Below are 17,922 nucleotides of genomic sequence, written 5' to 3'. Positions count from 1 at the left end.
GGCAGCCGAGCGGAACCTCCAAAAATGGATTAGCAGGTGGATATTATGCGTGCGGACTATATCAACCCTGTACTCTTCTCGGTGATGGAAACGCTGAACCGTATCACTCACCACAAACCCCACCCCGGCCGTATCAAACTTAAAAAGCATGAACTGGCCCAAGGCGCTGTTACCGGCCTGGTGAATATGCAGATCAACAATCATGTAGGCTCTCTGGCTTTAAGCTTCAGCCGTGATCTGATCCTGTTTATCGCTTCCGAAATCAGTCACCATCAGGTTCGCCATATCGATAACACCGTCCTGAGTGTTGCAGGTCGCCTGACTTATCTGGCCTGCAGTGAAGCCCGTCAATATATGCAGGACAAAGACGCTCACTTTCTGCTGACTTCCCCCCAGGTCTTTCAGGGTTTCCGTCAGCGGATTCACCACGCAAGTCACGATCCGAAACTGATGATGCAGTTTGAGACTCCGGCTGGCATCTGCTTCTCTGAATTCAGCATTGCCGGACTTGGTGAATTTCAGCAGGATGCCCGCATCCACTGAGTTAGCGATATTGTTTAGCCCCAGAACGCACAAAGCCAGCACCTGGCTGGCTTTCGGGCTATTAGTATTAATCCCCTATAGCAAAACCTAGCCAGACACCTGCTCCAGTCGCGTCAGATTATCCTCTAACCAGAGTATCAGACTGGTTTTCTCAAAACGGTTTAGGCCGTTCAGTGTCCAGATATCTTTTGCCTTGTCTGCATCCTGTTTTTTGCCCTCTTCAATCCAGAGGCAGCGGAATCCTGTCAGATCTTCAGTCTTGTTCTCGGCCAACAATGGCAAACTCAAACTCTGCAACATCGGCTGTAACGCCTGATCGTCGCTGCAGACACCATCCCAGCCCTGATGCCACAAGGTTTCATCCAGCTTGAGTGCATAATCTGTAATGGCACTCAAAGCCTGCTGCTGATTACGCTGAATCACCGCCTGATGCTGGGGCCAGATGCGGGCAAAATCTTCCGCCAGAATCGCCGTCATCACCTTGAGGTTAGCGCTGTTCAGCCAGAAGAAATCCAGTGCCTGCCCATCTGCTGAACGGCTGATTCGGGCACCTCCCGGTTTGATCTGCGCAGCAAAGTCCACCGGAATCACACCAATATTGCGCTGGCGCAGCGCCGGATAAATGGCCCCTTCCGGCCAGATAGAGGCCACTTCTGCAACCGCCCGATAAGCCGGCAGACCCGATAGCTCCTCCGGTAATTTTTTATCGATCCAGTAACCGATACGGCTGACGGGATAGCGTTTGGAAGGCAGGTAATCCACCTGCACAGCGGTATCCGCCAGCAGAGCACGACTCAACAGATGCGCGACCGGCAAAACCGTTGCCAGATACTCAGTCTGCACGGCTTCAGATTTGGTTTGGGTTACTGATTTGGTTTGGGTTACAGCGGCTACGGCCAAAGCGTTTCGGCTTATCAGTAAAGAAGCAGAGCCTATAACCAGCACCGCCAGTAACAAAGAGGGCAAGTGATGCTGAAGTCGCCCCCACAGAGATTTCTCGCCGGAAGACGGCAACCGCTTATTCAGTTGTTCAGACATGGATCAATCTCCCCTGCTGGTTACAGTACCTGTAAGGATTCAGAAAATATTTAAAAAATAAGGTCATTAAAAGGTCAGGCAGGCTTTTGGCTCCAACCCAGCTGGCGTAACAGCACCATCAGCAGAAAGAGGCTGCTGGCCAGCAGGACAATGGCCGCGCCGGAAGGGATCGGAATCTCCATCGCCATGGGTAAAACCACGCCCGCAACACAACAACCGGTAGAGATCATCAGCGTTCGTATAAAGAAACTACGCAGGTTCGCACTGATCAGGCGGGCTGTGGTTGCCGGAATCAATAACAAAGCTCCCACCAGAACGGCACCGATAATTTTCACGGCAGCAACGGTAATCAGCGCGATCAGCAGGACAAAGCCGTAATCCAACAGGGTGACGTTGGTTTTACGGCCAGCAGCTCCCTGAACTCGTGCCAGATCGGGCTGAAGTGCCGACATCAGGGCCTGATTACCGTAGCGCCAGATCAGCACCCAGCTAATCACACTGATACCGCCCAGCAACATCAGATCCGCAGGAGTGACGGTCAGAATGGAACCAAAGAGCACATTCTCCAGAATGTGCACGTTTACCTTCTTGGCGACATACAGCAGAAGCGCAGCGCCAAGGGCGATGGCAAAGGCGAGAAAAACACCCACCAAAGCATCGTAAGGCACCTGAGTACGGCTTTTGACCCAATGCAGCACCAGAGCAAAACTCATACAGAAGCCAAACAGAGCGGCAATAGGTTGCGTAGCGGGTTCTCCCAGAAGGATACCAACCGCAACGCCGGTCAAAGCTCCATGACCCACCGCTTCAGAGAAAAAGGCCAGACGCTTTACCACCACCAGGGTGCCCAAGGCCCCCAATAACGGCCCTACCATCACGGCAGCGATCAAGGCGTAAGTAACAAAGGGATACTGAAAGACTTCCGGAAGCCAGCCTGCAGCGACACCGTCAGCCAGTAATTGCGATACGGTCATTGAAGCCTCCCACGATCAGACCGGTGAAGGCTTACATCGCCATCAACCAGCTTAATTTCCTGATCCGCAAAGGCGTTAACAAAGTCAGAATCATGATGCACCATCACCAGTGTGCAGCCCTCTGCCTTCAGTTGCAGAATCAACTTCACAATCTGCTCCTGAGCAGTGCGGTCCAGCCCGTTCATAGGTTCATCGAGAAACCAGAGACGGGCTCCCTGAGCCAAAGCACGGGCAAACAGCAGACGCTGGCGCTCACCGCCTGACAGCTGACCGATTTTGCGCTGGCGCTTCTGATCCAGCCCGACGGTAGACAGCAAGAGAGCCAGACGCTGCTGCTCCTTGTCCGCCGGGCGACGGAAAAAGACTCTGGGCTGAATACTCGCCAGCAGATAATCCTCAACCGTGATCGGCAGCGTGGCATCAAAGGCCTCCAACTGAGGGATATAGGCAACCTTGTCCTTGCCCTCCCAAGGATTGCTCCCACCCTCTAAGGTCCCAGGCCAATGCCAGAAAATCTCCCCGCGATGGGGCATCAGCCCTGCCATACACTTCAGCAAGGATGACTTACCGGCACCGTTGGCACCGGTCAGCATATGCAGCTTGCCCGCAGCCAGCGTCAGGCTGACCGGTTTGAACAGCTGATGCTCACCAAAACGAAGACTGAGCTGATCCAGTTCGATGGATGGGCCTTTGATCCGACGCTCTTCGCCCATAAAACCGACATCAGCTGATGCATAAGCGTTCATCAACTCTTCTCTCCCTGATCCGGGGCCGTCGGAGCATTCTCAGCGGCCAGAGCCGCATTTAGCGCCTGGGTTAAGGTCATCAGGTTCTGCTCCATCTCCCGATACACCTTATCTTTCTCAAAGGGGCCGAAGGTCATATGGGAAAAATGATAGAGGCGCACGCCAGTTGCCGCTTCGATGGTTTTCACATAGCGGTTATCCATATCCAGCTCGGTGAACAGCAGATTGACGTTCGCTTCACGGATACGCTCAATGGTCTTTTTCAGCTGGGTCGCACTGGGCTCGACGCCATGAGCGGGTTCGATCACGGTATCGATGCTGATACCGAACTCCTGCAGAAAGTAGCCATAAGCGTTATGGGTACTGGCGATGCGGATACGGCTCAGATCCTTGCCCTGAAAAGCTTTCAGATGACGATTCTTCAACTGGCGTAACTTACGGGCATAGTTCAGAGCATTTTTCTGGTAGAAGCGGGCATTAACCTGATCCAACTGCCCCAGTTCCCGGGCGATGGTATAGATCTGACGGATTGCAGCATCAATAGAGACAAAACTATGGGGGTTCCAGGCGTTGCGGGTATTGGCTGCCGCCAAAAGAGGCACATCCTTGTTGGCATAGATCAGCGTCAGTTTGTCCCCTAACGCAGGCTGACTGGATATCAGCTTTTCTACCGCGTGTACGGCAAACTCGTCATGGCCGATACCATTCAGTACCAGAGCATCCATCTTCATCAGGCGATTCAGATCTGAGGGCTGCAGCTCATAACTGTGGGGGTTAAAACCGGACTCGACCAAAGGCAGGATATCAGCCCGATCACCGACAATTTCCGCCACGTAGCTGTAATAAGGATGCAGTGCAATCCCCACCTGAAGACGTTTTTCGCTGGCTTCGGCTGCAGGAGAAAAAATGAATGCTGTCGCCAGAACAAACAGAGTCAGCACTGACATCAGCAGATAAGACAATCGGGAAGCGTTTACAAGGTACACAACAGGCTCCTGCCGGACGAGGCCGACTAAAATTCTGAAAGTTGATGTTGCCACTGAGCATCCGGATGGCAGGGTTCACTGGACAGAGCGGTCTGGCGGCTATAGAGCTGAGCAGGCTGACTCAGGCGCTCCCCCATCAGTAACATAAGATGACCGGCGTTTGCAGAGGCATTTTCACCGATAAAACAGCCGGGTTTCGGGTTCAGCCAGCGAAAACCGGCGTTACCACTGAGGTTCACAGAAGAACTGGCAAAAGGTGGCACACCAAAAGCGATAAGGGTTTCCAGATCCGGCCACTGCGGGCTGTTTTCGATACGGATTCCGTGTCCGGATGAAAGGTCACTCTCCGCCAGAAAACGTATCTCACTGGCAGCACTACTGAGCTGGGTCAGCAACCTTTTCTGCTCAGTATTCAGCTTAAGATGTGCAGCGGCTTTGGGCACCGGCGCCTGATTCAGCCAGACACCGCAGGCGCTGATCAGCAGAATCAGCGCCAGGGTCAGGAAAGCCCAAAGGCTTTCCTGCTGGCCGTTATTAGGCCTGACCCGCTCTGATCTGATGTGAGCACTTTGCCGACCGGAATCAGAGTTCGTCATAGTCGATCTCAACCGGCTGCTCATGGCCGGAGTCAAAGCGTATGTAGTACTCACCGGACGGTGCCGTAAAGGTCACAGAAGAAGCTGCATCCGTGATCAGCTGCAGCAAAACCTCATCGTCGTAGCTCAGGACGGTTACCGGCTTATTAACACTCAGGCTGCCATCACTGAACCCGGTCTCGCAGTGCACGCTACCGGCCTGTTGTTCGCAGGTCATAATAGGAAAGTGTGCCAGAGCGGCCTGACTGAACAAGCTACCTGCCAGCAATAAGCCCAGGGTTACTAACCTGTACATAACGCCTCCTTACTTAGGGCAACTGAACATCAAAGGTCATGTACATCAGCGAGCTTTCACTGTCCGCACGATCTGACTGGCGGTCGTGATCAACCTTGGCGGCCAGATACCAGGGGCCGACAACCTCAGGGGTAAAGACCAGCATGCCTTTACTGTCGGTTTTCAGCTTCTGCATCATGCGGTCGTTGCGGTATTTGGTGTTATTCGGGGTGAGTTCCACCTCAACCCCTTGTGCCGGTTTTCCATCCACAAAGAACTGGAAACGCACCTCGTCACCGGCGACCACATCGCTTGGGTGAGTCGGGCCTGCCAATTCAAGACCTTTACCGGTCAGTTCCAGCACCTTATTGTCCGGGGCCTGCCAGGTGATGTAGCTGACGGTGCTGACATTAAACTGCTTGGTGACCACATCCTGCGCGCCATCCGGCAACTGATCCGCTGCGGCCAGCTTATCGGCAAAGATGCGCTTACTGGCACCACGTTTGTTGGTATAGAAGGTGAAATAAACCGTTGGCCGCGCCAGCTCCAGCTTCCAGGTGCCGGGCTGATCGATCGCCAGATCAAACACACTGCGACGATGGCCTTTGTAGTAACTGCCTAAACGTTGCTTACCACCTTCCGGGGTATAGATTGAAAGACGATCCAGACCCAATGCTTTATCAGGGCTGAAAATAGTATGGGATGCCGAGGCATCGACCGTAATCCATTCCGCCTTCTCACCGGACAGGTTGTATTCGTGGGGCAACAACCACATCGGGTGCGCCTGAGCCAAACTGCTGGCTCCCAGAGTTGCCAGCGTTATCAGGGCGGCCTTTTTGCCCCATTTCTTCAGTCTTGTATGCAACATGATGATTTTCCTTTGATCCTAATGTGCTTGCTCAAGGGTTGCCGGACCCAGCTCTTTGCCCGCTTTAAGGCGATAGGTTTTACGGCTGTCCGGCAGCGTGAATTTCTGTTTAAGCAGGGTTCGGCTGCCGTGCTCGCGGGAAGCTTCCAACACCAGCTGATACTCACCTTCAGCAACCGGCTTACCAGCGCTGTCGGTACCATCCCAGCTCAGGGAATACTGTCCCGGCCCTTTGGTGGCTCCGGTTGCACCGTCAATATCACCGTCCTGATAACGACCGGTTTTACGCCACCAGCGACGTAGATCCTTAAGCCACTTCTTATCACCGTGCCAGACCGCCAGTGTTTTCACCGCTTTGCCGGAGGCATCTTCAACCCAGACCGCGGTATAAGGGCGCTGGTACTGACCGGTCTGAATCTCCGGCAAACTAAAGCTGATCGACAGCGCCTCCGGACTGCTAGCGGCTGCGGCATGAAGTGGCTGCGCGGTTAGAAACACCAGAGCCATACCTGCTGCGAAACCTGCAAAACCGACCCGCCAGCCTTTATTCTGAAAATATTTATGTCGCATAACGTGCAATGTCCTGTTGGTATCTATCCGGGCGTGTGCCTACTGATAAGGCCTGCCAGATTAGAGGGTGTGCCAGTAGAGAAAGAGAAAGAAGCCAAGCCCAACACCGCTGACAGAAAAGGCTCTGCGACGGCGCTTTTTCTGGGGCAACAGCAACCAGAAACCACTCAGAGTAAACAGCAGCAAAATGACGGCAGAAACGTCGATAAAGCCCCGCCATAAATCACCGGTGTTACGCCCCTTATGAAGGTCGTTGAGCTGATGAATCAGGCTGGCGTCTTTGCGCTCCAGCATTAGCGTGCCGGCTGCCAGATCAAATTCAGCAAGGCTGTATCCACCCGGCTGCTGAATATCTGCCACCAAAAACTGCTCGTCAGCATCCCAGTCCAGACGCAGCTCCTGCCCCTGAACCTGATGACTATCCCGAATCCAGTCCAGAAGCGGCACGGCCAGCAGCAGCGTATTCACCTGCGAAACATCATCCTGCTGCGCCAAAAGCCGTTGTGTCTGATGCAATAGCGACACCGGAATATCGGTCTCAATCAACTGAGCCGGCTCAGACGAGCGAAACCAGTCAGGATGGTTCAGCGTGATACCGGTTAGGGTGAAAAACAGCATGATGAACAGCATCACCATAGAGCTGTAGATATGGATCACCCGAACCGTTCGGGCAGGAAAAAGAGCAGCGATTTTGTCGAGCACGGAATAGCCTATATAACGTCAAATATGCGATTGATAACAATTATCAATTAATGGCTATTGTGGGATGAAAATGGTCGCAGGAAAATGAAATTTACACTCTTTACTTTAGCGATTATTGATTAGCAACAGGGCAATGTAAGGGTCACTTTAAGACCCGCACCGGGAACATTCTCCGCCTGCAGATGACCGCCTAAACGCAGCACCTGTTTACGGGCAATCGCCAGTCCCAGACCAAAGCCACCGCGTTTGCGGGCACGGGCTTTATCCAGCCGAAAGAAGGGGTGAAAGATTTTATCCAGCTGCGCCTCAGGCACGCCTCGCCCCTGATCCGTAATGCTGATCTGAATCTGACGAGGTGCGCCCGCTTCGTCTGATTCTGTTGATCCCGCAGCTTGTGAGGATTGAAAGTAAACACTGACTTTCAGCGCTCCACCCTCAGGGCTGTGGATCAGACCGTTGCGGATAATATTTTCCAGACTCTGACTCAACGCCAAAGCGTTGCTCTGCTTCAGCAGCACATCATCAGGATAGTCCCGGACGATCTGGCGGCCGCTGAACTCAAATTCAGCATCATCACAGATCACATCCAACAGCTGACCCAGCTGAACCTCTTCCTGCAGATGCTCCGGCAGATGACGACGCTGTTCGTTATCCAGCCAGGCAAGAGTCATGGCATCATCAATCAGTTGATTGATCAGGCTGATCTCCCGATCCAGTTTTTCTCTTCGCTGCGCTTCCGGCCAGTCGCTGTCCTGAACCAGTTTCATTCGGGCCAAGGGCGTGCGCAACTCATGGGAAAGATCACCAATCAGCTGGCGCTGAGAGCTAACCAGTAACTGGATACGCTCGACCATCTCATCAAACGAGGTGGCCAGCTGGGCCAACTCATCCTGCCGATTACCCAGCTGGGGACGAACCGGCCGAGCAAACTCTTTATAGGCCAGATCTTTCGCCGAATTTTTCAGGATATTGATGGGGCGAATCAGATGGCGGTAGAGCCAGTGGGTAAAGACAAAAAGAACACTCAGCGGCAACAGCCAAACCAGACCGACATGCCAAAGAAACAGGTTTGGCCGCGGGTGCATGGCAGCAGGCAGGCGTATAACAAAACTTGCGCTGTGATCCTGAAAAGGAATACCGATCAGCACCTCCTTCCAGACCGTGTGCACGGGCCAGCTCAGTTTGCGTTGAAAGCTTAACCGAGACAGATAGGCTTCAGGCACCTCGGTGCCTAATGCGGCATGCAGCTGAGGTGTCAGTACCGCTGCCCAGGTCTGATGCTTGGCCTCAATATCGGCAATCAATTGCTGCATACCCGCCTGATCACCCAAACGATAAAAGCGCTCCGCTTGCAACGCATAGCCCTTCAGTTCTTGCCGGGCGACAGGATCAATTCGGGTCAGATGCCGTGACAGGTAATCCTCCGCCTTATGCATCAGACTGAACAACATCAGGCTGCCCAGGCAGATACCCAGCACCAGCAGGATATAAAGGCGACGACTCATCAGTAGCGGTATCCCTGCCCCCGTACCGTCTGAATAAGGCCCGCTTCCGGCAGGTAACGGCGGATTTTATTGCGCAGGTTGCTGATATGCATATCCAGACTGCGGTCGTAACGGCTGAACGGGCGGTTAAGCACCAACTGATAAAGATAAGGTCGGCTGAGCACCTCATCGCGCTGCTTCATCAGCTGCCAAAGCAGCTCAAATTCGACCGGGGTCAGATCCAGTAATGATCGGGATTCTCCCTCAGGGTTGCGAACCCATACCTGCTTCTCTTTGCGGCTCAGGATCAGGTAGTGGTCACTCAGTTCAGAGCTGTCTTCCGAGTTTATCGAGGCATAACAGCGGCGGATCAGTACCTGAATACGCAGCACCAGTTCCATGATGCTGAAGGGTTTTGGCAGATAATCATCGGCACCGGAATGAAACCCCCGGATACGATCCTGCTCCTCACCCAGTGCTGACAGCAGAATCACAGGGGTATCTTTTTCAGCGGCCCTAAGCCGATTCAGTAAACTCAGGCCATCCAGTTCCGGCAACATAATATCCAGCAAAATCACCTGATAATGATCGGAAAGAGCCGCAAGCAGACCGGATTCCCCATCACGGCACACGGCAACCTCAAACCCTTGCTGCTGCAATGAGGCCGAGATCAGACGGCTGACCTCCTCATCATCTTCCACCAGCAGAATCCGGGCAGACTGACGTCCGTCAGGAGCACCATTATCAGAACCACAACTGAATTCATCGAAACGTTCCGGATCAAATTTAGCGTTCACTGTTCACCTCACGGCTGGTTACACGGCCGGATACGGGAATTCCGTTACCGCAGGAAAATCCATGCATTATATGCAAACAAAAACCATTATCAAATGAGAATTAAAAACAGGGAGAAGAGAGAGAAACGTACTGCAAAAAGAACGATGGCCCGAAATCCGGGGTAAACCCAAGCCATTCACTCTCGGCCACCCGGCATCGCAGATAATCAAAAGGCACCCTAGTCATAAGATGCCTTCAAATAAGACGTCTCCGATCGCCCAAAAGCCGCCTTATGCTGCCTCTGTGCGTTTTTTATGTCCTTCACGGAGATGATCGACAGCTTCACCGGCCAGCGTATTACCCACCAGGGTATAAGCTGCGCCAAACCCTTTCACAAAACGACCGCCCTGAGGCTTGAGGCGGAACAGGCGAAAGTCTGATAACTGACTCAGGTTTTCAACGCGCTGACCTAAGCGGTCGGTCATGATTTTCACCCCTTCATTCCACTGAGGGGAGTCAACGGCTAAAAGCTCTGCTTCTACGGCGTAATTCACCCGCACCCGGGCAAACAACTCTTTGGCACTGTCTTCATCCTGTGCAATCAACACCGACGCTGACGCATTGTGCTGCAGATTGATGGCATGCAGTGCAATTTCACTTAACAGCACGTAGAGACACTCATCGCCTATGGCAAAAGGGGCATAGGAAGCATAGGGCTTACCATCAGGCTGAATACTCGACAGATAAAGGCTTTTGCGGCTTTCGATAAAATCCAACACATCTCGATTGATCTTAATGGCCAGTTTTTGCTGCTTTTCTTCCGGGGTCATGTCGCTTCTCCAATGACGTTTGATAACTCAAATCCAACCCGACAACGATAATCCGGAAAACACATTCTTGCAAATGCAAATTATTATCATTAATATTTTTGAGATATCCAGCAGGATTGAATCCTTATCAAACCCCGAACGGACGAACAGACATCATGACACAAGCCAACTCCTCACTCCTGTACAGAGCGGTCATTTCGCTGGCTCTCTCTTTTTTTGCGATTAGCGCTGTGTCACCAACAGCGCTGGCGGCTGAAGAACAAGCCTCAAAACGCATTATCAGCACAGACTCGGGCAGCACCGAGCTTCTGGTGGCTTTTGGCCTGCAGGATCAACTGATCGCCATTGATGTCACCAGTACTCAGCCCGATGCCGATAACCCTCTGCCATCGGTTGGCTATCACCGCAATTTATCCGCCGAAGGGATTATGAGCATGAATCCCGACCTGCTGGTGGGTAGCAACCATATGGGGCCGGATCATGTGATACGCCAGCTTCAGCAAAGCCCGGTGCAACTGATTCAGTTGCCGGTTGCCCATACAACACAGCAGCTGAACCACAATATCCGGCATCTGGCTCAGCAGCTGAATATCCCGCAACAAGGCGAAGCCCTGATCCGGCGCAACAACCAAAAGCAGCAGCGACTCGACGCTCAGTCCCTGGCTGATGAGAGAGCGGTTTTTCTGCTCAATATGGACAGCAAACTGCGCATGGCCGGAAGTAAAACCGGTGGTGGAGCGCTGATCTCCCTGACCGGTGCGCACAATCTGGCCGATTACGATAACTATCGCAGCATCTCTGTCGAAGCACTGGTTGCTATGCAGCCGACCTTAATTCTGGTTTCTACCCGCGATCCCAACGAGGGCGTTGAGCGCTTTCTTAAGAGCAATCCCTTGCTGCAGCACACACCCGCCGGGCAAAGCGGAAAAGTCTATGCCGTTGACGGGCGCAGCATCGTTTCAGGGGGTTTAAGTGTTTCCGCACTGACAGAAGCTCAGCGCTTGTCGGATCTGATTCATGATCGGTCTGTCGCAGCACACAAAAACGTGCCACCCGTCTCTTTGGCGGATACCGGGGAGTAACGACATGATGCTGCGCCTGCCTCCTGTAATGACCGCCTCAGTACTGCTGTTACTGCTGCTTCTGGCGGCACTGTCCTCTGTGATGCTGGGAGCGATGCCTCTGCCTGCGCTGGACAGTCTATTAGCCATAATTGACGCAGCAACCGGCTCTGCCTTCAGCAGCCTGCAGGATTATCAACAGGCTGTGGTGATGGAGCTGAGATTGCCGCGAATGCTGCTGGCGTTGGCCGTGGGGGCAATTCTGGCCCAGTGCGGTGCCGTGATGCAGGGGTTGTTCCGCAACCCCTTGGCTGATCCGGGAATCATTGGTGTTTCTTCCGGTGCGGCTGTGGGCGCTGTTATTGCGATTGTCTGGCTACCGGCAAGCATTTCAGCCTGGTCGGTTCCGGTGGCAGCCTTTGTAGCAGGCCTTGGGGCGACACTTCTGGTTTACGGGTTGTCGCAAACCCGGTCCGGCACGTCGGTGCTGGTACTCCTGCTGGCCGGGGTCGCGCTGTCGGCTTTTGCCGGGGCAGCCATCGGCTTTGTCAGTTATTTTGCCAGTGATGAAAATCTCAGGGCATTAAGTCTCTGGCAGATGGGATCTCTGGCCGGTAGCGATACCCATAAAATTCTTCTGGCCAGCGCCACCTTCCTGCTACTGGCTGTTGCCTTCCAGAAGCGCGCCGGAGCACTTAACGCGCTCTTACTGGGTGAATCCGATGCCCGTCATCTGGGCATCAATGTGGAACGCCTGAAACTGGAGTTAATTATTCTTACCGCGATCGGCGTGGGTGTTGCCGTTGCCTGCTCAGGCATCATCGGCTTTATTGGCTTAGTGGTACCCCATATTGTGCGCATGGCGACCGGCCCAAGCCATACCAGCCTTTTGCCGCTGGCAGCGCTGTGTGGCGCTCTGTTATTGCTGATTGCTGATCTGTTCTCACGTTTGGCTGTACAACCCGCGGAGCTGCCTGTCGGTCTGGTTACAGCCCTGATGGGTGCGCCCTTCTTTCTGTTTATGCTGATTCAACAACGCCGCCGCTGGAATGCCTGATATGACTGTTTCCGACCCGATTCATTCGTCTTCTGAACACCACACGGCCTCTGACCGAAGGCCTGATATAACCGGACAAGCGATCTGCACTACTGAGAAAACGGCCCTGCTGTCGGTCTCTGATCTCCATGTGATGGCGGGAACAAAAAGCCTTCTTAATGTGGATCATTTTTCGATGCATCCAGGAGAAGTTGTTGGTGTCCTCGGCCCCAATGGCGCTGGTAAATCCACCTTTTTCAAAGCCATCACCGGAACCCTGGAAAGCAGTGGCGAGGTTAAACTGCATAACAGACCCCGCAGAGCGTGGAATCACCAGCATTTGGCTCAGCATCTGGGCGTACTGGCTCAATCCAGCGAACTGACGTTTCCTTTCCAGGCGCAGGAAGTTGTTGCCCTGGGGCTGACACCCCTCTCAATCAGCCACAAAGAGGGCTGGCGGCTGACCCATAGCGTCATGGATCAGGCTGACTGTCTGCATCTGGCGGATCGCAGCTACCCATCGCTGTCTGGCGGTGAACGCCAGCGGGTTCAGTTAGCCCGCGTCCTGCTGCAGTTAAGTCAGGCAGAACTCGCACCACTATTAATGCTTGATGAACCCACATCGGCACAGGATCTGGGCCAGCAACACGGCATTCTATCCCTCGCCAGAAAACAGGCGAAACAGAATGGCTACGGTGTGCTGGTGATCCTGCACGATCTGAATCAGGCACTGCAATACTGTGACCGCTGCTGTCTGATCGACAAAGGGGAAGTTGCTCTGGAGGGAAGGCCGGAAAAGATCCTGACACCGGAAACTATAGAGTATCACTGGCAATACCGTCCCCAGATCATACAGACGGATAGCGGGCAAACCGTTCTGATCTGATCACATCATTCCAACCGATTAGCCGCAGCAAAAAACTTAAAACGAAAAAGCCGGGTCACTTCGTGCACCCGGCTTTTAGTGGTTTATTCAGACGCTTGCTGATGGGCTTGATTCAAGCCGAAGCGTCAGCTGAAGATTCCAGCGATTCCAGCAACGCCTGCCATTCCGGCAATTCTTGCTGGCCGGGTTTTCGGGCACCAAACATCTGTAAAACCTGATGTCCGTTTCGGTCAAAAATTTCCAGTGAAGACACGGTGCCATCTTCTGTTGGACGACGAACCAGCCAGGCTTCGGTGAAAGCGTCGGTGTTAGCATGCAGATTAAAACCCGGATCCAGTACATTGAACCAGGGGCCTGTGCGCATCAGTTTCTTCACCGGTCCGGTATGAATCTGAACTATGCCGCTATTGCCGACAAAGACCATGATAGGCAACTCTTGATCTGCAGCCAGTGTCAGCGCTTGCTCAAGGACATCGATCGGGAGCTGTCTGGCCCTTGCCTGACCGGCCAACCGAAACGCCTGACGACGCTCAAGGTGATGTTTTTTCAGCAACGCAAAAAAATCATGCACATCCTGAAGCTGATCCCAGTCCTGATGAAACCGCCTAAGATCAATATCACTATCGGCCTGGGTCGGTTCTGTCACTCGCCGATCAGCTCCGGCTGCAGAGACCGGATCAATAACCAGACCCGCAGACTGATCTTCTGACCTGTAGCGCTGAACCAACTGATCCAGTGCGCTCATATCGGTTTCGCTGTTGGCGTAAATCTTGTGAATAGCGTCCCCGGCAGCATCAAAAAACTGCAGACTGCGACGCCCGGCTTCTTCCACATAAAAGGCCAGCGCCCACTGTTTGAAGAAGATTCGCAGGTCGATATCGCCAAGGAAAAGCCCCACATGATCGCCACCCCCAAGCTTGCCATACACACCGTTTTTTTCATGCACGGCACTGTCATTACGTGATAACGCCATGACAGAACCAAGGTTACGGATGTCGGACATTAACTGGCGCAGGCTTTCAGCATCCGAACGCAGGCGAAATACGCTGCCACCACACTCCAAAGCGACCAGTTCCGCTTCGCTCACATTGAGAGCATCGGCCACATTGCGAATTCTCAGCTTAGGGTTGTCCGCTTTAAAATCAGCCACACGTTGGCGTAGCTGCCGGATAGCATCCGGGCTTGAAATAGAGGTCATGATTGCTCCGAAAAGAGTAATTTAGCCGATAAAGCAAAAACCCCGCCCAACCGATCTGCTGTGTGCGGGGTTCTCAGGTTTTATTGAAAACGGTGCCGATCTATTCTTCCGCGACCTGCCACTTTTCAACCTGCAACGTTAACGGACTATAAGCACTGAAATGCACCCTTGCGTAGGATTTACCATCCGCAGACTGGATAATCCAACCGTTGCTATCGCCCTTATCATGCACGCTGACCTGATGCGTGTCCCTGTCATAATCGTACCAACCACTTGTTGGCATCAGTGTTTTAACGGTATCGGCTGCAGTGGTGCAATCACCGGATTTAACCGCATTAAAGTCCGCTTGCGTGCTCGTTGCAGTCAGTTTCTTAAACTCATCGGAAACCGGGTTACCCTCCGCATCGTACAAAGCGTCATACTTAAAGGCGACACAGCCTTTTGCTGTCTCATTAAGGCTAAAGCCAACGTACTTCTGATAGGCCAGATCCCAGTTGGTATTTGCGGCTGTATCAGCAATCGCAAGGTCTCCGGAAATATCCAGCCCGGCTTTAGCACTTGTTGCATCCAGACTGATCGTTTCAATCGCTGCATCAGCGGTGGCTTCAGCGTAGCGGATAAAGAGACTGCCGGACGATAGGGTTCCGGTTTCACCGGTATTGCTCAAGATCTGAACTTTATGTGTGTTGCCATCGCCATCTTCAACCAGATACACCGCAAAGGTCGGTGACATGGCATGCCCGCCATGGGCACCATATTCAAGCGCCCCATAATCCCCCGGAGACTTGAATGCTCCCTCCGCCGAGTCGGTGAAGTATTTGTAAACCTGATCGGTATCGGTTGGGTTGGTCACATCCCAGACGGAATCAACCAGGAGTGCGCCAACCCCCTGGGCTTTGCCATCACTGTCGGCACCGGCAATCGCAGCCTGACCCTTTCCTGATGCCCCTCCGTTTAATGAATAAACGGTGCTATAGCCTGACTTAGCGATCTTAATTTCCCAATCGTCATTTTCCGTAACAATACTGTTGGTCTCCAGATCCCAGTAAACCGGGGCTCCGTCACCTGGCGTTAAGCTGGGGGATGCCACTGCAGCCTGCCATTTACCTGACGAGGTTTTATCAGGATCATCCTTGCTATTATCACTATCATCTGATGAGCCACAGCCAGTCAGCAAAGCGGTTAGTACTGCAGTCGTAAGGAAAGAACGGGCAAAAAGGTGTTCGCGGGGCATGAGTATCATCTCCGTTGGTTGTTTTTCGGATTTAATTAAAGGTCGACCTTCAGTCCTGTATAAACAAAGCGGCCGGGGTGCGGCCCCTGGTCGTCCGGATCGGATGGGTCTTTGGTGGTATCTGCAAGATTGTCGATACCCAGATAAAGCTTGAGGTGGGGGTTGATCTGTTGATTGAGCTTCAGATCCCACTGACTCCAGGCAGGTGTATAAGTGTCATTAGCGACATCGTTATAGCTTTTGCTCTGATATTGTCCCTGCAACGTTGCACTGAAGCCTTTGCCGGGTCGGAGGGTCAGGCCGGTTTTAAACTGTTGTTGCGGGCGTCCGGTCAACTGCTTGCCGGTGCTGGCGTTTTCTGTATCCATCAGGGTAAAAGCAGCATCCCAGTACACCCATGATTGCCACTGATTTTTCAGCGCCAGCTCGGCCCCGGTAATCGTCGCCTTATCAATATTGAGGTATTCATAGATCACCACAGAGGGTGTGGTTCGCGGATGATCAGGATTGGCCGCAGATGCAATAAGATCGGTTAATTCATTGCGGAACAGACTCAGATCCAGAGTCAGTCCCGATGGAAAACGCATTTCAGCACCCAACTGGAAACTATCCGAACGCTCCGGCTGCAGGTCTGAGTTACCCATAACCATATAACCCAGATTGCTGTGATCAAAAACGTAATAGCGCTCTTTCAGGCTGGGAACACGGTACCCTTTTCCCATACCGGCGCGAATACGCAACTCCATTGCCGTGAACCAGTCAGGGGTATAAAGCACGTTAATTTTGGGGGTGTAATGATCACCAAAGTCAGAGTCATACTGGTAACGTATCCCCGGTAAAAACTCCCAATCCTGCCCGATAAAGATGTCGTTTTGTGCAAACGCCTCGACACTTTTATTGTTGGTGCCATGACCAATCTCGTCTGTGCGTTTATAGCCACTTAGGCTGGGCTTATCGATATACTGTTCCAGCTCTGCCCGGGACAGATCTGCACCCAACGTCAGCAACTGGTTGTCTGTCAGAGGCGTATCCCACTGCAAACTACCGCGGGTAATATTCTGCTTGGCGGTACGAATATCACCTTTGTCCGTGGTATCACTGAAAGACTCATGGGTCAGGTAAATTCCCAACCTGTCTTCACCAAACTGCAGACGACTCCCGATATCAAGATGCTCGCGCTCAGCAATCTCGGTTTTGTCCTTGTAGCCGATACCCGGTGAGTAGATCAGGTTTTCAGCAACCAGATCCTCTTTGTAATAACTGGGTTCAAAAAAATACTCATCCCCCTGAAGCGTCTTATAAGCAATACGGGCTGACAGATTGCTTTTGCGCCCCATCTCTCCATCTCTGGCGGGTGTTTCAGGCTCCAGATCATAGCCATCAACATCCCGGACACTGGCGTTCAGCGCACCACTCCAGCCACCATGTTTAAGCCCAAGGTTCAGCTGGCCGTAACGCGCACTGATATCCTGTTTTCGCCCTCCTAAACCGTATGATGAGTTGCCTATATTACCGGCACCATAACTTCCCACATCTGCGGTCGCGGAAAGGCTGAAGCTTTTTTCGGGCTGACGGGTGATGACATTGATCACCCCTCCCATCGCAGAGCTACCGTAAAGTGCGGAGGTCGCGCCTTTGACTACCTCGATACGCTCAATATCTGCTGTAGCCAGCTGACTGACATCGACAGAAGATCCGGTGCTGGCAGTAACCGGTCGGCCATTAACCAGAATAAGTACCCGGTCAGCATCCAATCCCTGCAGCCAGACCTCCTGACCGCCCTTGCCATGAATATCCTTCAGCATTAATCCGGGAATAGACCTTAATGCCTCGCCAAGATGCCTGGCGTGCAACGTTTCAATTTGATCCCGGGAGATCACTTCAGTACGTACCGGAGTATCGTCAAGAAGGCGTTCAGTTCGGGTACCGGTAATCACCCAGGTTTCATCAGATGAACCGGTAACACCCTGAGCTGACACAACGCCGGAAGACAGGAACAGCGTGCCTAAAATGATCCATGATGAAAGGGGTTTTACCGTTGTACCTTGCATTGCTTCCCACCCGCTGAATAAATAAAACTCAATGATAATAATTACCATTTAGATATTATTCAACGGAA

Annotated in this window: 19 protein-coding genes; 4 read left to right on the top strand and 15 right to left on the bottom strand. The window is 52.8% G+C overall.

What is annotated here, in order from left to right:
* The first annotated feature begins 45 nt into the window (after positions 1 to 45).
* Entirely contained in the window at positions 46 to 543 is a 498-nt protein-coding gene (locus AC4GL5_RS04510) for a chemotaxis protein CheX (protein ID WP_490381599.1), read from the top strand.
* A gap of 87 nt (positions 544 to 630) precedes the next feature.
* Here AC4GL5_RS04510 and AC4GL5_RS04505 read toward each other — a convergent pair whose 3' ends face one another.
* The 12 genes from AC4GL5_RS04505 to AC4GL5_RS04450 form a co-directional block, all read right to left on the bottom strand.
* On the bottom strand, positions 631 to 1,581 hold the full coding sequence (locus AC4GL5_RS04505; RefSeq protein ID WP_490381598.1) for a hypothetical protein: 951 nt from the start codon (positions 1,579 to 1,581) through the stop codon (positions 631 to 633).
* A 74-nt stretch (positions 1,582 to 1,655) separates the two neighbouring features.
* Positions 1,656 to 2,555 carry a metal ABC transporter permease gene (locus tag AC4GL5_RS04500; protein ID WP_490381597.1) on the bottom strand — a complete coding sequence of 300 codons (900 nt, stop codon included), beginning with the start codon at positions 2,553 to 2,555 and terminating at the stop codon, positions 1,656 to 1,658.
* Positions 2,552 to 3,301: a metal ABC transporter ATP-binding protein gene (locus AC4GL5_RS04495; RefSeq protein WP_490381596.1), complete on the bottom strand. Its 750-nt coding sequence runs from the start codon at positions 3,299 to 3,301 to the stop codon at positions 2,552 to 2,554. Before AC4GL5_RS04495 ends, AC4GL5_RS04500 begins: the two co-directional genes overlap by 4 nt.
* Complete coding sequence (locus tag AC4GL5_RS04490) at positions 3,301 to 4,287, bottom strand: metal ABC transporter solute-binding protein, Zn/Mn family (protein ID WP_490381595.1); 987 nt, start codon at positions 4,285 to 4,287, stop codon at positions 3,301 to 3,303. Before AC4GL5_RS04490 ends, AC4GL5_RS04495 begins: the two co-directional genes overlap by 1 nt.
* 26 nt (positions 4,288 to 4,313) lie before the next feature.
* Positions 4,314 to 4,883 carry a DUF6162 family protein gene (locus AC4GL5_RS04485; RefSeq protein WP_490381594.1) on the bottom strand — a complete coding sequence of 190 codons (570 nt, stop codon included), beginning with the start codon at positions 4,881 to 4,883 and terminating at the stop codon, positions 4,314 to 4,316.
* Positions 4,870 to 5,178 (bottom strand): hypothetical protein, encoded by a 309-nt coding sequence (locus AC4GL5_RS04480; protein ID WP_490381593.1) that lies wholly within the window; start codon positions 5,176 to 5,178, stop codon positions 4,870 to 4,872. The genes AC4GL5_RS04485 and AC4GL5_RS04480 overlap by 14 nt, the downstream gene beginning before the upstream one ends.
* A 13-nt stretch (positions 5,179 to 5,191) precedes the next feature.
* On the bottom strand, positions 5,192 to 6,025 hold the full coding sequence (locus AC4GL5_RS04475; protein ID WP_490381592.1) for a DUF4198 domain-containing protein: 834 nt from the start codon (positions 6,023 to 6,025) through the stop codon (positions 5,192 to 5,194).
* A gap of 18 nt (positions 6,026 to 6,043) precedes the next feature.
* Complete coding sequence (locus AC4GL5_RS04470; protein ID WP_490381591.1) at positions 6,044 to 6,595, bottom strand: DUF2271 domain-containing protein; 552 nt, start codon at positions 6,593 to 6,595, stop codon at positions 6,044 to 6,046.
* A 60-nt stretch (positions 6,596 to 6,655) separates the two neighbouring features.
* Complete coding sequence (locus tag AC4GL5_RS04465; RefSeq protein WP_490381590.1) at positions 6,656 to 7,297, bottom strand: PepSY-associated TM helix domain-containing protein; 642 nt, start codon at positions 7,295 to 7,297, stop codon at positions 6,656 to 6,658.
* A gap of 119 nt (positions 7,298 to 7,416) precedes the next feature.
* Positions 7,417 to 8,802: an ATP-binding protein gene (locus AC4GL5_RS04460; protein ID WP_490381589.1), complete on the bottom strand. Its 1,386-nt coding sequence runs from the start codon at positions 8,800 to 8,802 to the stop codon at positions 7,417 to 7,419.
* On the bottom strand, positions 8,802 to 9,578 hold the full coding sequence (locus tag AC4GL5_RS04455; protein WP_490381588.1) for a response regulator transcription factor: 777 nt from the start codon (positions 9,576 to 9,578) through the stop codon (positions 8,802 to 8,804). Before AC4GL5_RS04455 ends, AC4GL5_RS04460 begins: the two co-directional genes overlap by 1 nt.
* Positions 9,579 to 9,848: 270 nt before the next feature.
* Positions 9,849 to 10,388 (bottom strand): HugZ family pyridoxamine 5'-phosphate oxidase, encoded by a 540-nt coding sequence (locus AC4GL5_RS04450; RefSeq protein WP_490381587.1) that lies wholly within the window; start codon positions 10,386 to 10,388, stop codon positions 9,849 to 9,851.
* A gap of 155 nt (positions 10,389 to 10,543) precedes the next feature.
* On the opposite strand from AC4GL5_RS04450, the gene AC4GL5_RS04445 reads away from it, so the two are divergent.
* Genes AC4GL5_RS04445 through AC4GL5_RS04435 form a run of 3 tightly spaced genes read left to right on the top strand, consistent with a single transcriptional unit; the run spans position 10,544 to position 13,371 of the window.
* Complete coding sequence (locus AC4GL5_RS04445) at positions 10,544 to 11,470, top strand: heme/hemin ABC transporter substrate-binding protein (RefSeq protein ID WP_490381586.1); 927 nt, start codon at positions 10,544 to 10,546, stop codon at positions 11,468 to 11,470.
* Between the two features lie 4 nt (positions 11,471 to 11,474).
* Positions 11,475 to 12,506 carry a FecCD family ABC transporter permease gene (locus tag AC4GL5_RS04440; protein WP_490381585.1) on the top strand — a complete coding sequence of 344 codons (1,032 nt, stop codon included), beginning with the start codon at positions 11,475 to 11,477 and terminating at the stop codon, positions 12,504 to 12,506.
* 1 nt (position 12,507) lies between these two features.
* Entirely contained in the window at positions 12,508 to 13,371 is an 864-nt protein-coding gene (locus AC4GL5_RS04435; protein WP_490381584.1) for a heme ABC transporter ATP-binding protein, read from the top strand.
* 112 nt (positions 13,372 to 13,483) lie between these two features.
* Here AC4GL5_RS04435 and AC4GL5_RS04430 read toward each other — a convergent pair whose 3' ends face one another.
* From AC4GL5_RS04430 to AC4GL5_RS04420, 3 genes are all read right to left on the bottom strand, one after another.
* Positions 13,484 to 14,569, bottom strand: a complete 1,086-nt coding sequence (locus AC4GL5_RS04430; protein WP_490381583.1) for a hemin-degrading factor — start codon at positions 14,567 to 14,569, stop codon at positions 13,484 to 13,486.
* Positions 14,570 to 14,669: 100 nt separating this feature from the next.
* Positions 14,670 to 15,803 carry a hypothetical protein gene (locus AC4GL5_RS04425; protein WP_490381582.1) on the bottom strand — a complete coding sequence of 378 codons (1,134 nt, stop codon included), beginning with the start codon at positions 15,801 to 15,803 and terminating at the stop codon, positions 14,670 to 14,672.
* A gap of 35 nt (positions 15,804 to 15,838) precedes the next feature.
* Entirely contained in the window at positions 15,839 to 17,854 is a 2,016-nt protein-coding gene (locus AC4GL5_RS04420) for a TonB-dependent receptor plug domain-containing protein (protein ID WP_490381581.1), read from the bottom strand.
* Positions 17,855 to 17,922: the final 68 nt, after the last annotated feature.

It is taken from the genome of Oceanospirillum sp., assembly GCF_982874595.1.
The sequence above is the reverse complement of the archived record's forward strand: the minus strand, read 5'-3'. Positions and strand labels throughout refer to the sequence as shown.